General features: G+C 64.5%; 12 protein-coding genes. 7 read left to right on the forward strand and 5 right to left on the reverse strand.

Features of this window, described 5'->3' with window-relative positions; all coding sequences use genetic code 11:
* The first annotated feature begins 7 nt into the window (after positions 1–7).
* Both NFJ07_RS09065 and NFJ07_RS09070 read left to right on the forward strand, forming a co-directional pair.
* A complete protein-coding gene (locus NFJ07_RS09065) occupies positions 8–448 on the forward strand; it encodes a helix-turn-helix domain-containing protein (RefSeq protein WP_269993775.1) in 441 nt (146 codons plus the stop codon).
* 5 nt (positions 449–453) lie between these two features.
* On the forward strand, positions 454–900 hold the full coding sequence (locus tag NFJ07_RS09070) for a hypothetical protein (RefSeq protein ID WP_269993776.1): 447 nt from the start codon (positions 454–456) through the stop codon (positions 898–900).
* Positions 901–941: 41 nt separating this feature from the next.
* Here the strand turns inward: NFJ07_RS09070 and NFJ07_RS09075 are convergent, their stop codons facing one another.
* Entirely contained in the window at positions 942–2,021 is a 1,080-nt protein-coding gene (locus NFJ07_RS09075) for a LacI family DNA-binding transcriptional regulator (RefSeq protein WP_269993777.1), read from the reverse strand.
* A gap of 259 nt (positions 2,022–2,280) precedes the next feature.
* On the opposite strand from NFJ07_RS09075, the gene NFJ07_RS09080 reads away from it, so the two are divergent.
* The 5 genes from NFJ07_RS09080 (at position 2,281) to NFJ07_RS09100 (ending at position 9,492) form a co-directional block, all read left to right on the forward strand.
* The gene (locus tag NFJ07_RS09080) at positions 2,281–3,240 is read left to right on the forward strand and encodes a carbohydrate ABC transporter permease (RefSeq protein ID WP_269993778.1); all 960 of its coding nucleotides are present in this window, start codon (positions 2,281–2,283) and stop codon (positions 3,238–3,240) included.
* Positions 3,237–4,058, forward strand: a complete 822-nt coding sequence (locus NFJ07_RS09085; protein WP_269993779.1) for a carbohydrate ABC transporter permease — start codon at positions 3,237–3,239, stop codon at positions 4,056–4,058. Before NFJ07_RS09080 ends, NFJ07_RS09085 begins: the two co-directional genes overlap by 4 nt.
* Positions 4,059–4,161: 103 nt before the next feature.
* A complete protein-coding gene (locus tag NFJ07_RS09090) occupies positions 4,162–5,439 on the forward strand; it encodes an ABC transporter substrate-binding protein (protein ID WP_269993780.1) in 1,278 nt (425 codons plus the stop codon).
* Between the two features lie 101 nt (positions 5,440–5,540).
* Positions 5,541–8,159: a glycoside hydrolase family 78 protein gene (locus NFJ07_RS09095; protein WP_269993781.1), complete on the forward strand. Its 2,619-nt coding sequence runs from the start codon at positions 5,541–5,543 to the stop codon at positions 8,157–8,159.
* A gap of 136 nt (positions 8,160–8,295) precedes the next feature.
* Positions 8,296–9,492, forward strand: coding sequence for an ROK family transcriptional regulator (locus NFJ07_RS09100; RefSeq protein WP_269993782.1), 1,197 nt, complete (start codon positions 8,296–8,298; stop codon positions 9,490–9,492).
* On the opposite strand, the gene NFJ07_RS09105 is transcribed toward NFJ07_RS09100, so the two are convergent.
* Genes NFJ07_RS09105 through NFJ07_RS09120 form a run of 4 tightly spaced genes read right to left on the reverse strand, consistent with a single transcriptional unit; the run spans position 9,474 to position 13,535 of the window.
* Positions 9,474–10,595: a Gfo/Idh/MocA family protein gene (locus NFJ07_RS09105; RefSeq protein WP_269993783.1), complete on the reverse strand. Its 1,122-nt coding sequence runs from the start codon at positions 10,593–10,595 to the stop codon at positions 9,474–9,476. The two genes, NFJ07_RS09100 and NFJ07_RS09105, sit on opposite strands and share 19 nt — an antisense overlap.
* Entirely contained in the window at positions 10,580–11,278 is a 699-nt protein-coding gene (locus NFJ07_RS09110; RefSeq protein WP_269993784.1) for a ThuA domain-containing protein, read from the reverse strand. The genes NFJ07_RS09105 and NFJ07_RS09110 overlap by 16 nt, the downstream gene beginning before the upstream one ends.
* Before the next feature lie 46 nt (positions 11,279–11,324).
* On the reverse strand, positions 11,325–12,329 hold the full coding sequence (locus tag NFJ07_RS09115) for a sugar phosphate isomerase/epimerase family protein (protein WP_269993785.1): 1,005 nt from the start codon (positions 12,327–12,329) through the stop codon (positions 11,325–11,327).
* Between the two features lie 12 nt (positions 12,330–12,341).
* Positions 12,342–13,535: a Gfo/Idh/MocA family protein gene (locus tag NFJ07_RS09120; protein WP_269993786.1), complete on the reverse strand. Its 1,194-nt coding sequence runs from the start codon at positions 13,533–13,535 to the stop codon at positions 12,342–12,344.
* Between the last annotated feature and the right edge of the window lie 4 nt (positions 13,536–13,539).

Raw genomic sequence — 13,539 nt, forward strand, 5'->3', positions numbered from 1 at the left:
TGGCGTCATGTCCACAGCCCAAACCGCCGTCCCGATGGTGACCCCGGAATTAGTGAGGGCCCGAGCAAAGGTTCTGGCCCGGGAGCATCGAACGATGCGCTCCGAACTTGTCCGCCTTCGCCGCGAAGGAGGTCTAACCCAAGGCGACGTTGCTGAGCGTATGGGCGTCTCGCAACAGGCCGTCTCGAAATTCGAACGCTATGACTCTGATCCGAAGTTGTCGACAGTGCGACGGTACGCCAACGCCGTTGGGGCATTGATAGAGCATCGAATTGAGCGTGACCAGGGCCAATCGGTCTTCCTCGCTGCGGCAAAATCCGATTGGGTGCAAATGGACGTCGTCAACTCCCTTCCTGTCCGGGGCGCTCACACCCGAGCAGTTCGGCTTGGCCCGGCTGCTTGGTCTACTCCGACATCCAAACAGACCGATTTCGACTTGGCGCGGTGAGTAGAGTGAATGAACTATCAGCGGTCGATGCTCGGCTCGTCAAGGATCTGATCGAGCGATCTGAGCTGGGATCAATTGAGTTCCACGAAGTTTCAGCAAGAAGATTCGACGGAGTCGAAGATTTCGGTGAGTCCCGTGACGGGGGGCTGACTCTTGGCTTCCAGCAGCGCTCCGAAACAGGTGTGTTCGGCATACGCATCGTCGGCGATATCGCGATCCCGATGGGGGAAGCGCGGGTCGTCGCGGCAGCTGAATACAAAGTTCTTCGCGGAGATCTTCCGCCCCAGCGCCTAGTCGAACTCTTCGCCAACGAAGTCGCTATTATGACCCTCTTCCCGTATCTGCGGGAAGGTATCGCGAGTATTACGTCCAAGGTTTTCGGAACGCCGATCACGCTGCCGGTCGCCCAACGTGGCCAGATCGGTTTTGAAGTCACTCCAGCCGAGCAGTAACTGCAGAGGCAACCACCCTGGACCCCGCGCGGCTTGCCGGCTCATGCTTCGAGCGGAAGCCTGCCGTCTTCTTCCGGGACGGGCCTTCCGCTGGGCCCCAGGGTGCTCTCGCGGGGGATGAGGCGGGGCTTGAGCGTCAGGATGCGGTGTTCGTGGCGGGGATTCCGGATCTCGTCGAGGAGGAGATTTATTGCTTCCGCGCCCATCTTGTGTCCGTCCTGGGCGACGGTGGACATGGAGATGGCGACTTCGGTGGCGAAGTGGTTGTTGTCGTACCCGATGACGGCAACGTCTTCGGGCACGCGCAGGCCTCTTGCCATGAGCTCGTGGATGACCCCCGCCGCGATGCGGTCTGAGGGCGAAAGGATTCCGTCCGGCACGCGATCCGCAGGCCGGCCAGTTACTTCGGCAGCGATCTTGCGCCCTTCATCGCTCTTGAGGCGACGGGAGGAGATGATCTCCAAGGTGGCGTTGCCGGCCTCCATCACAGCCCGCAGGGCGCCGTTGCGCCGCTCCTTGACGGCGTGGAACTCCTCGGGACCGCCGGCGAACAACAGGCGGCGCCGGCCGAGTTCAAGGAGATGCCGCGCGGCCATGTAACCGCCGTACTCCTCGTCCGAGAGGACCGCGCAGCAGTCCTGACGCCCACCGGCGTAGTTGACCAGGACGATCCTGCGCCCGTGCCGGCGGACTCGGTCGACACCTTCAAGGCTTGCGTTCAAAGGCGTGAACAGGATGCCAGCCACCCGCGCCTCATCGAAGATGTCCAGGTATGACTCCTGACGCTTGAAGTCGACGTCGCTGTTGGCCAGCAGGAGGGCATGGCCCGAGGTCCGGGCCTCGTCTTCGGCACCCCTGGCAATGTCGACGAAGAGTGAGTTGTCGATGTCGGTGAGGACTAGCCCGACGGTGCTGCTACTGCCCGCCGCGAGCGAGCGGGCGGCGCTGTTCGGGACGAAGCCCAGCTGCTCGACGGCGGCGAGGACTTTCTGGAGCGAACGCGCCGAGACTTTCTCCGGCTTGTTCAACGCATGCGAGACAGTCCCAAGGGATACTCCGGCGAGGCGAGCGACGTCCTGCATGCTGGGGGCACGGCCCCCGTCTGCGGTCTGGCTAGTCACGCGGTTTCGTTCCTCAATCCTAAAGCGCTTCATTTGTGGCTTCACGCAAGAATAGAAGGCCGCGCGGACGCGGTCAAGCCGGCGGTCCCTGACAGGGCCTGAATTAAATCGTTTCAAAAGCTATTGACGTACATCACATCCGGCCCCTAATCTGAATCCAGATGAAGCGCTTCAATTTAGCAAAGTTTCTACTCGATGGAGAGATTCCCGTGATTCGATGGATCAGCACTCCGGTGCCGGCATTGCTTAGAGGGACACGATGAGCACGGCGGATAGCCAGTCGCTGGCAGTGGCGGAGGCCGCCGCGCCCGTTCCGCCCGTCAGCCGCAGCACCCGGAAGTTCACCGCGCGACGCATCGGTACGGTCCCGTGGTGGTTCGTGGTTCCGGCCCTCGTGTTCTTCCTGTTCGTGGTCCTGTGGCCGAGCGTGCAGGGCGCCGCCTACGCGTTCACCAACTGGGACGGACTCTCGGCTACCAAAGACTTCGTGGGCCTGGCCCAGTTCGAGCGCCTCCTCAAAGACCCCGGGGGCGTCGGCGCGGTGGTTCACACGCTCCTGATCGCAGTGGCGATCACCGTGGTGCAGAACCTGATCGGGCTGCTGCTGGCGCTGGGCGTACACAGCAAGATCAAGAGCCGCAACATCCTGCGCGTGGCCCTGTTCACGCCGGCGGTGATTACGCCGGTGGCCACCGGCTACCTGTGGAAGTACCTCATGACCCCCGACGGGGCGATCAATCAGCTCCTGGGGTTCTTCGGTCTCGGCGCCCTGCAGCACGATTGGCTGGGGGATGCCGACATCGCCCTATGGTCCATCGTCGCGACCGTGGTCTGGCAATTCGCCGGCTACTCCATGGTGATTTTCCTGGCAGGCCTGCAGGGAGTCCCTGAAGATGTCCTCGAGGCCTCCAGGATCGACGGGGCAGGCCCGTTCCGCCGGTTCTGGTACGTGGTCCGCCCGGAGCTGGCTCCGGCGATCACGATCAACCTGATGCTCTCGATCATCGGCGGCCTGAAGTTGTTCGACCAGGTGTGGGTCATGACCTCCGGCGGCCCCGGAACCTCGACGGACACCATGTCGACCCTGATCTACAAGAACGCGTTCCAGTTCGGCGACTTCAGCTACGGCATTGCCATGGCCCTGGTCCTGACCGCGTTCGTCGCGATCCTCTCCACCGCTCAATACAAGCTCCTCGGCAAGCAGGGAGGCACCAAGTGAACCGCTACACCTGGCGGACGTTCATCCTCGAGGCCGTCATGGTCCTGGTCGGCGTCCTCTTCTTCCTCCCTGTCTACATCCTGGTCAACCTTGCCCTGAAGACGCCGGACGACCAGTCCTCCCCCCTGTCGCCGGTCACCAACATCACGTTCCAGAACTTCTCCGACGCTTGGAGTCAGGCCAACCTGGGCCAGGCCTTGCTGACCAGCGCTTTCGTCACCGTGTTCAGCGTGCTGATTATCGTCGCCATCTCGGCACTGGCCGCCTACCCCCTGGCTCGGGTGACGAAGAGATGGTCGAAGTGGTTGTTCTTCGTCTTCATGCTGGGGCTGCTCCTGCCCTTCCAGCTTGCCCTCATCCCGCTGTACACGACCATCCGGGACCTGGGCCTGCTCGGCAACCCGATCTCCCTGGTGCTGTACTACGCCGGTTTGCAGGTCCCGTTCTCGGTATTCCTCTACACGGGGTTCATCCGGGCGGTTCCCCTCGACTACGAGGAGGCCGCCGCGATCGACGGCGCGGGTCCGCTGCGGAGCTTCTTCTCGGTGATCTTCCCGTTGGTGCGTCCGATTACCGGTACGGTCATCATCCTGAACGTTCTTCACGTCTGGAACGACTTCCTGACCCCGTTGCTTTACCTGAGCGGAAGCAACCAGCAGACCGTGCCGGTCGCACTGTTCTCGTTCGTCAGCCAGTACGTCTCGCAGTGGAACCTGGTCTTCGCTGGCCTGGTCATCACCATCGCACCGATCCTCATCGCCTACTTCGCGATGCAGAACACCATCATCAAGGGCTTCGCCAGCGGCCTCAAAGGCTAGGCCCGCATATAACCAGCGTGGCGCCGTCGGCTTCCACGCCGGTACCAACTTCCACGCCCGTATCAAGCAGCGCCCCGGCTGCAGTTCAAAGGAGAGCAACACAATGCACAAGAAGAGCCTTCTGGCCCTCTCGGTCGCCGTCGCCGCGGCCCTCGGCCTCACCGCCTGCAGCGGAGGCAGTTCCAACGCCGGTGCCGGCGGAGGGGACGGAAAGACCCTGACCCTCGCGGCCACGACCAACGAAAAGCCCGCCCTCGACGCCGTCGTGGCCAAGTTCAAGGAGCAGAACCCGGGCGTAGACGTGAAGTACACGACGTCGGCCCTGGACCAGTACCAGACCACCACCCGCACCCAGCTTTCCTCGGGAACTGCCCCGGACGTCGTCTTCGTCTGGCCGGGGGACGGCAACCCCATGGCCACCCGTGTGGTCGGCAAAGCCGGTTTCCTCGAAGACCTTTCCAGTCAGTCCTGGGCGAACAGTTTCCCGGCCGGGATCAAGCCTGTCACCCAGTACAACGGCAAGACCTACAGTGCCTCAGTCACGTTCTCGGGCATCGGCGCGGTCTACAACATGACCGCGATGACCCAGGCGGGCCTGACTCCGCCGACCACCTGGAGCGGACTGCTGCAGTTCTGCTCCGCCGCGAAGGTCAAGGGTAAGACAGCCTTTGAGCTGGGCGCGCAGACAAACTGGGTCACCCAGCTCATCCCATACGCACTTACCCCCACCCTCGTCTACGGTCCGAACCCGAACTTCCCCCAGGACATGACCGACAAGAAGGCCACCTTCAGCGACTCGAAGTGGACCGACGCGCTCAACAAGTACGTCGAGATGCAAAAGGCCGGCTGCTTCCAGGCCAATCCCCTCGGCACTGACTACAACGCCAGCCTTGCCGCTGTCGCCAAGGGCGACGCGCTCAGCGTGGTGCAGGTGAACTCGGCCGTGGCCGCGATCAGCACGCAGGCGCCGAAAGGCACCGAGTTGAACATGCTTCCGGTCCCTGCGAGCGACAACGCGGCTGATACCCGCATGGCCGGCGCAGCCGGATCGACCTACGGCGTCAACGCACACGCGAAAAACAAGGACCTGGCCATCAAGTTCGTCAACTTCCTCGAAGGCCCTGACGGCATGAACCTGTACGCGCAAACCAACAAGGCCCTGCCGGCGGTCCCGAACGACTCCTTCAAGGTTGACCCGGCCCTGAGCACGCTGCAGCAATACCAGAAGGGCGGCAAGACGGACGCCTTCATGGACCAGAACTGGCCCAACGCCCGCGTCCAGCAGACCCTTTTCCAGGTAGTGCAGGATCTCCTGGCCGGCAAAACGGACGCTAACGGAGCCCTGAAGCAAATGGACACCGCTTACACCTCGGGCTCCTAGCCTCCCGGACCGGCCGCGCGAGCCGACACTGGATCACCTTGCGGTGGCGGTCCCAGGACCGCCACCGCACTCACACCTCGAGAACACTTGGGAAGAACCACATGACAATCCCGGCAACAGCCACAGCGACAGAACAGACCACTGCAACCACCGCCCGGGTGGTTCGTCTGCAGACCGAACACCGGACAGTTGCCCTCGGCATCGGCGAAGCACGCCCCCGTCTTTCATGGCAGACACAAGCCCCGGCCGGATGGGAACAGCGCAAGTACGAGATCACCGTCGAACGGGTCGGGAAGGCCCGGGTGACAACGGAAGTCTTGTCCCCGGAGTCCGTCCTGGTGGAGTGGCCATTCCCCGCGTTGGAGTCGCGTGAGCGCGTCGAGGTGCGGGTACGGGTCTGGGGGAACGATGAAACCCCGTCTCCGTGGAGCGTCCCATTCTTCATCGAAGCGGGCCTACTCGTCCCCGAGGACTGGACGGCCCTGGCGATCACACCGGATCTGGAGAACGACCGTGAGAAAGACAACCCGCCTGCCCTGCTCAGGCGCTCCTTCACGACTGGAGCAAGCATTGCTTCGGCCAGGCTCTACGTCACCGCGCAGGGCGTGTATGAGGTGGAGATCAACGGCCGGCGGGTCGGGGACGAAGTTCTCGCCCCGGGCTGGACGAGCTATGACCACCGCCTGATCTACTCAACCTTCGACGTCACCGGCTTCCTCGTCGACGGCGAGAACACCGTCGGCGCGTGGCTCGCCGACGGCTGGTTCCGGGGACGCATCGGATTCCAGGGAGGCACCCGCAACACCTACGGGCACCGGACCTCCCTGCTCGCGCAGCTCGAAATCATCTACGACGACGGCCGGCGGGACGTCATCACCACCGACGACGGATGGCGAACCTCCCACGGCCCCATCACCTTCGCGAGCTTCTACGACGGCGAACGCCACGACGCCCGCCTCGAGCAACCCGGCTGGTCGCAGCCCGGCTTTGATGACAGTGCGTGGTCCGGGGTGCTGACAGTCAGCCTGGCCAAGTCCACCCTCGAGGCCCCCGCAGGACCGCCCGTCCGGTGCACCGAGGAGCTCGCCCCGCAACGCGTCTGGACGTCGCCCTCAGGCAAGACCCTGATCGACTTCGGCCAAAATCTCGTCGGCCGGCTCCGGCTCACCGTCCAGGGCAAGCCCGGCGACACCGTGACCATCCGCCACGCCGAGGTCCTCCAGGACGGCGAGCTGTACACGAGGCCGCTGCGCCTGGCCGCCTCCACCGACGAATACACCCTCGCGGACGATTCCGAGCACACCTGGGAGCCTCGGTTCGCCATGCACGGCTTCCGTTACGTCGAAATCACAGGAGCCGTCGACGCCGTCAAGCTCGACGCCCTCACTGCCAGGGTCCACCACACCGACATGGAACGCACCGGTTGGTTCGAATGCTCTGACCCGCTCATCAACCGCCTGCACGAGAACGTCCGGTGGAGCATGCGCGGGAACTTCGTCAGCATTCCCACGGACTGCCCCCAGCGTGACGAACGCCTCGGATGGACAGGAGACATCCAGGTCTTCGCCCCCGCGGCTTCCTTCCTCTACGACTGCTCGGGGATGCTCAGCGGATGGCTCAAGGACGTCGCCGACGAGCAGCTTCCGGACGGGACAATCCCCTGGTATGTCCCCTGGGTCCAGGCCGGCTCGTGGGACGCGACGATCCCCGGCGCCGTGTGGGGCGATGTCGCCGTGCTCACCCCCTGGACCCTGTACGAGCGCTTCGGAGACAAGGGCGTGCTCGCAGACCAGTACGCCAGCGCCAAAGCATGGGTCGACCTCATGGCCGAACGGGCCGGCGAAACCCACCTCTGGGACGAAGGCTTCCAGCTCGGCGACTGGCTGGACCCCGCAGCACCCCCGCACGACCCCGCCGACGCCCGCACCGACCGCTACCTCGTCGCCACCGCCTACTTCGCTTGGTCCGCCCGCCACCTCTCCCGGATTGCCAGCGTCCTCGGCAATGTCGACGACGAGGCCCGGTACGCGGAATTGGCCGAAAAGGTCCGGCAGGCATTCGCCCGGCGCTACGTCCACGAGGACGGAACCATGACCAGCGACGCGCAGACCGCCTACGCACTCGCCCTAGTGTTCGACCTCCTGCCCACGGAAGGTCAGAAAAGCCGTGCCGCCGGGCGCCTCGCAGAGCTCGTTGCCGAATCCGGGAACCGCATCGCCACCGGATTCGCCGGCACTCCGGTGATTAGCGACGCCCTCACCCTCGGCGGCCATGTCGGGACGGCGTACGACCTGCTCAAGGAAGAAGAATGCCCCTCGTGGCTCTACGCCGTGAAGCAAGGAGGAACCACCATCTGGGAACGGTGGGACTCCATGTTGCCCGACGGCACTATCAACCCAGGTGAGATGACTTCGTTCAACCACTACGCCCTCGGCGCAGTAGCTGACTGGATGCACCGCGTCATCGGCGGCCTCTCACCCCTCGAACCCGGCTACCGGAAGATCGGCATCCGACCGCTCCCTGGCGGGGGGATCACCCACGCTACTACGCGCCACTTGACCCCGTACGGCATGGCTGAAGTCGCATGGCGGATCGAGAACGGGACGATGCACCTCGACGCCACTGTACCGACGGGGACGACGGCGACAGTCGAGCTTCCGGGGGGCGTCCCCAGCGAGCTGGGCCCCGGCAAACACCACCTAACAGCACCGGTTAAGTGAGCACTCTTGCGCCGGAGCCACCCGGTTCCGGCGCAGGACCCTCGCCAGCCGCGCGGCACGGTCCAAATAGCCAGCAACCTCGGATCCCTGAATGATGATGTAACTCACGCAGTCAAAACAGGATCCTGGAGGAAACATGCCCGCCACGCCGTCGCCAGGAAGAGTGGGCGATGTCCGCAGGCAGAACCTTGCGCTCGTGCTCGCCGGGATCCAGGGGAACGGCGGGGCCACGCGCGCGCAGCTTGCCGCGGAAAGCGGCCTGACGAAGGCCTCCGTTTCGAGCCTTGTCACCGATCTGCTTGAGTCAGGCCTGGTGCAGGAAACAAGTGTCACCCGCGACGGCGAACGCGGACGGCCCGGAACCGGCCTCGTCCTCAACCCGGCCCGCGGCGCTTTGGCCGTGGAAATCAATGTGGACTACCTCGCCGTGGGAGTCCTGGATTTCGCAGGGGAACTGATCTTCCACGAAACGCTTGAACGGCACAACCGCGGAAGCGGGCCCTCCGACATCCTGCCGGTCCTCGTCGCCATGGCGCAGCTGGCAGCGACAAGGGCGGCGGACGCCGGCGTCGAACTTCTTGGCGGGGAACTGACGGTGCCGGGGCTGGTGGATACGGAACGCAATGTGGTGCTGGCCGCACCGAACCTGGGCTGGGCCGACGTCGAGCTCTCCGAAGAGCTGCGCCGGCTCCTGCCCGAGGCCCCCTTCGGAGTCTCCCTCTCGAACGAGGCCAATAGCGCCGCGCTCGCGGAACTCTGGTTTGGCCACGGCGGCCGGTTCCGGGACTTCCTGTACATTTCCGGCGAAGTGGGCGTCGGTGGCGGGTTGGTCATGGATTCCCAGCTTTTCGCCGGCCCGCAAGGCCATGCCGGTGAGATCGGGCATGTGGTGGTGCATCCCGACGGCCCGTTGTGCGCCTGCGGTGGTCATGGTTGCCTTGAAACTTTCGCGGGCCAGGACGCCATATATTCCGCTGCAGGAATAGATCGGGATTCGGCCACGCGGCATATGGCCCACTTGCTGCAACGCGCCCACGACGGCGATGGGCGCGCGGTTTCAGCAGTGGAACAGGCCGGGCACTACCTCGGAATCGCGGCGGCCTCCACGGCACGGGTGGCGAACATTTCCGCCGTCGTGCTGGGCGGTCATTTCGCCGTACTGGAGGAGTGGATTGCTCCCGCGCTGCGCCGGAGTTTGGACCACCACGCACCGGGCCTGATCCCGGAAGGAAACGTGGTGTTCTCCGGACTGGGGCAGACTGGGTCCCTTAGGGGTGCCGCAGCCACCGCAGTCCGGAGAATTTTGGGCCAGGCCTACGAGCTGATTCCCTGAACCTCTGCGAGCGGGGCCGCCAACGCGGTCAGTTCCACGAGGTCCGGGCGTGCGACCGTGCTTTTGATCGACACCGCTGAGCCGCTGTGGGCGGATGCCAGCACCGATTCCATGACCTCCAAGGCGTGATACGCCAGTTGGCCGCCCGCGCGCGGCTCGGCGCCGGCCGGGGTGGCGGCGAGGTCGGCGATGCCGAAGCCTCGGCCCGAATCGATGTAGCCGGCCGAGACCGGGAGGGTCTGCCAGGAGTCGGCGCCGAGCGTGAAGAGCTCAACGTCGCCTTCGAAGTGGTTCGGGTCAGGAACAACAAGTGACCCTGCCGCGCCGTGGATCTCGATGTTGGCCGACTTGGTTTTCACCGCATCAAAACTCATCACAAGCGTTGACAGGGCGCCCGAGGCGTGGACCAGGACCCCGGTTACGTGCGAATCGATGGTCACCGGAATAGCCTCGCCCTCACGAGGGCCCGAGCCGATGGTGCGAGTGTTCCGTGTGTGGCTTGCGGCTCCGATGACTGAGACCACCGGACCCAGCAGCGTGACCAGCGCGCTCACGTAATAGGGGCCCATGTCTAGCAGCGGTCCGCCACCGGGCTGGTAGTAGAAATCAGGATTGGGATGCCAGCGCTCGTGACCCGGTGTCACCATCGTTGCAGTGGCTGAGATCGGTGCGCCGATCAATCCGTCGTCGATCGCTTTGCGGGCGGTCTGGATCCCGGTGCCGAGCACCGTATCCGGCGCGCAGCCGACCACGACGCCGGCCTCCCGCGCAGCGTCGAGCACTTGCCGCGCCTCGGCGGTAGTCGCAGCGAGCGGCTTCTCCCCGTACAGGCTCTTGCCGGCAGCGATCGCCCTCAAAGCGATCGGTGCATGCGCGGCCGGAATGGTGAGATTCAGGACGAGTTCGACGTCGTCCGCCGCCAGGAGTTCGTCGACGGTCACCGCACGGACACCCTCGTAAGAATCCGCAACCGCCTGGGCGCGCGCGGGATCGAGATCCGCCACGGCCACCAAATCAATCGCTTCCAGCCTCCGGAAGTTGGCCAGGTACTGGGCGATGATGGCGCCGCAACCAACGATTCCTACTTTCAACGGCTTGCCCAAAGCATGCCCCTTTCGATGATCGTGCGGACGTTGCTGTCCTGGAGGATTTCCACGCGGTGTCCCGGGGTGCAGACGAAGATCCGGCCTTCGGCCCACTGCCGGGTCCAGATGGCGGGTGAGGTGACTTCCCGGTTCCATTGGTCCCAGTCCCTGACCTTCTGCGTGGTGGTGGCGAGGACGTCGATGTAGTCGTCCGAGAGTACCCAGTACTGCTCGGTGACCAACTCGAAGTCGCTAAGCCCGTGCGTGATGGGATGGATCGCGGCGGCCGGGAGCATGTTCACTGTGTACGGCACGTAGTTGTCAGACTGCTCGCCGATGCGTTCGTCCGGATGTTTGCCCGGGTGGCAGGCGAACTGTGCGCCGATCATGTGCAGGTAGTCCGAGTTGTTGCGGTAGGAATCGGCGATGCCGCCGTGCCAGCCGGCAAGTCCCGTGCCGTTTTCGACGGCGGTGCGGAGCCCCTCGAATTCGTCCTTCTCGATGGTGGACATGGTCATGCACTGCACGATCAAGTCCACGCCGGACATATATGCCGAATCGGCATATACCTTGGGGGATTCCTCCACCCGGACGTCGTAGCCGTTGTCCTTGAGGAACGGGATGAAGAGCTCTGTGGCTTCGAATGGCTGGTGGCCATCCCAGCCGCCACGGACCACCAGGGCGGTCTTGTTGTCAGTCATGATTTCCTTTGCTTAGAAATACGGCCGGACAGCCGAAAACGAATGGTCAGCGGCTTGAGAAGGCGGCGTCGAAAGCGGCGACCGGAGGCGCGATGGCGGCAAGTTCCCGGACCATGGCCAGGGATTGCGGAGCGCCCACGAGTCGGTCCATGCCTGCGTCTTCCCACTCGACACTGGTGGGTCCGTCGTAGCCGACGGCATTGAGGGTGCGGAAGATCGGCTCCCACTTCACGTCTCCATGGCCCGCGGTGACGAAGTCCCAGCCCCGCCGCGGATCGGCCCAAGGCAAGTGGGATCCGAGCCGGCCATTGCGGCCATTGAGCTGGCGGATGGATTCCTTGACGTGCATATGGAAGATCTTCGGCGCGAAATCCTGGAGGAACATCACCGGATCCAGGTCCTGCCAGATGAAATGAGACGGATCGAAGTTCAGGCCGAAGCTCTCCCGGTGCCCCACTGCCTCCAAGGCGCGCTTTGCCGTCCAATAGTCGTAGGCGATCTCGGAGGGGTGGACTTCCAGGGCGAAGCGGACTCCTACCTCGTCGAACACGTCGAGGATCGGGTTCCAGCGGTCCGCGAAATCCTGGTAGCCGCGCTCGATCATCGACTCCGAGGCGGGCGGGAACATGGCCACGGCTTTCCAAATGGAGGAGCCGGTGAATCCCGTGACGGTCTTGACGCCGAGGCGTGCCGCGGCCCGTGCCGTCACCTTCATTGCCTCCGCCGCGCGTTGACGCACCCCTTCGGGATCACCATCGCCCCAGACTTCATCGGACAGGATGTCCCGGTGGCGTTCATCGATGGGATCGTCGCATACGGCCTGACCTGTGAGGTGGTTGGCGATGGCAAAGACCTGAAGGCCGTTCTTCTCGAGGATGTCGAGGCGTTCCTGGACATAGCTGTCGTCCACGGAGGCGCGATAGGGGTCAAGGTGGTCGCCCCAGCAGGCGATTTCGAGCCCGTCGAAGCCCCATTCGCCCGCGAGCCGGGCGACCTCTTCGAAGGGCAGATCGGCCCATTGGCCGGTGAACAGTGTGATGGGTCTTGTCATCGGGATTCCCTCCTAGACTTTCTGCCAGCGGCTGGACTCTGCGGCGCTGCCTTCCACGGCAGCCAGCACTTTTTGCACCTGCAAGGCATCAGCGAACGACGGCGAGGGCTGCTCGCCTGCGCCGATCGCGGTCACGAGGTCCACCACTTGGTGCGTGAAGCCATGTTCGTATCCGAGGCCATGCCCGGTGGGCCACCAATTGCCGGCGTAAGGATGCTCGGGTTCCGTGACGAAAATCCGCCGGAAGCCGGCGTCGGGAGATTCGGCGGCGTCGTAGAAGGACAGGACGTTCATCTCCTCGAAGTCGAATGCGAGAGACGCCTTGGTGCCGTTGACCTCCAGGCGCATGGCATTCTTCCGTCCCAGTGCGAAACGGGTGGCCTCGAAGACCCCGACGGCGCCCGCGGAAGTAGCGCCGCCGTCGAACCTTGCGGTGAAAATGGCGGCGTCATCAACGGTGACCCTGCCGCGCGGCGCATCCGCGCCGACATCGCCGTGGCCGCCGAGGCCCACGAGGTCGCCGGCCAGCGGACGCTCGTGGACGAAGGTTTCCAGGAGCGCGGAAACGCCCGTGATTTGCTGCCCGGTGACCCATTGCGCTGCGTCGATGCTGTGCGCTCCGATGTCTCCCAAGGAGCCTGATCCGGACTTGGACTTGTCCAGCCGCCAGGTCATGGGCGCGTTTTCGTCGCTGAGCCAGTCCTGCAGGTACTGTGCCCGCACGTGCCGGATGTTTCCCAGCTGGCCCTGTTCGACCATTCGCTTGGCCAGCGCCAACGCGGGGGTGCGGCGGTAGCTGAAGCCGCACATCGAGAAGACTCCGCGTTGCGCCGCGGCTTGGGCGACTTCGGTCATGTGCTCTGCTTCCGCCACCGAATTGGCCAGGGGCTTCTCGCAGAGCACGTGCTTGCCGGCTTCAAGGGCTGCGATCGCGATCTCGGCGTGAGTGTTGCCCGGGGTGCAGATGTCGATGAGGTCGATGTCGTCGCGCTCGAGGAGCTGGCGCCAATCAGTCTCCACCGACCCCCAGCCGAGCTTGGCCGCGGCGGCGCGGACGCCGTCGTCGTTCCGGCCGCAAAGGGCGGTGAGCTGGGGGTCCAGCGGGAGATCGAAGAACCGCGGCGCTGTCCGCCAGGCGTGGGAGTGGGCGGCGCCCATGAACGCGTAGCCGACCATGCCGACGCGCAAGGGCTTTGCGGTGGTCATTGTG

This window comes from Arthrobacter sp. B2a2-09 (assembly GCF_027587375.1).
Classification (GTDB): Bacteria; Actinomycetota; Actinomycetes; order Actinomycetales; family Micrococcaceae; genus Arthrobacter.

Coding starts and splice junctions, on each gene's coding strand:
- NFJ07_RS09065 (WP_269993775.1), top strand. CDS start 8: ATGTCCACAGCCCAAACCGCCGTCCCGATGGTGACCCCGGAATTAGTG.
- NFJ07_RS09080 (WP_269993778.1), top strand. CDS start 2,281: ATGAGCACGGCGGATAGCCAGTCGCTGGCAGTGGCGGAGGCCGCCGCG.
- NFJ07_RS09090 (WP_269993780.1), top strand. CDS start 4,162: ATGCACAAGAAGAGCCTTCTGGCCCTCTCGGTCGCCGTCGCCGCGGCC.
- NFJ07_RS09095 (WP_269993781.1), top strand. CDS start 5,541: ATGACAATCCCGGCAACAGCCACAGCGACAGAACAGACCACTGCAACC.
- NFJ07_RS09100 (WP_269993782.1), top strand. CDS start 8,296: ATGCCCGCCACGCCGTCGCCAGGAAGAGTGGGCGATGTCCGCAGGCAG.
- NFJ07_RS09110 (WP_269993784.1), bottom strand. CDS start 11,278: ATGACTGACAACAAGACCGCCCTGGTGGTCCGTGGCGGCTGGGATGGC.
- NFJ07_RS09115 (WP_269993785.1), bottom strand. CDS start 12,329: ATGACAAGACCCATCACACTGTTCACCGGCCAATGGGCCGATCTGCCC.
- NFJ07_RS09120 (WP_269993786.1), bottom strand. CDS start 13,535: ATGACCACCGCAAAGCCCTTGCGCGTCGGCATGGTCGGCTACGCGTTC.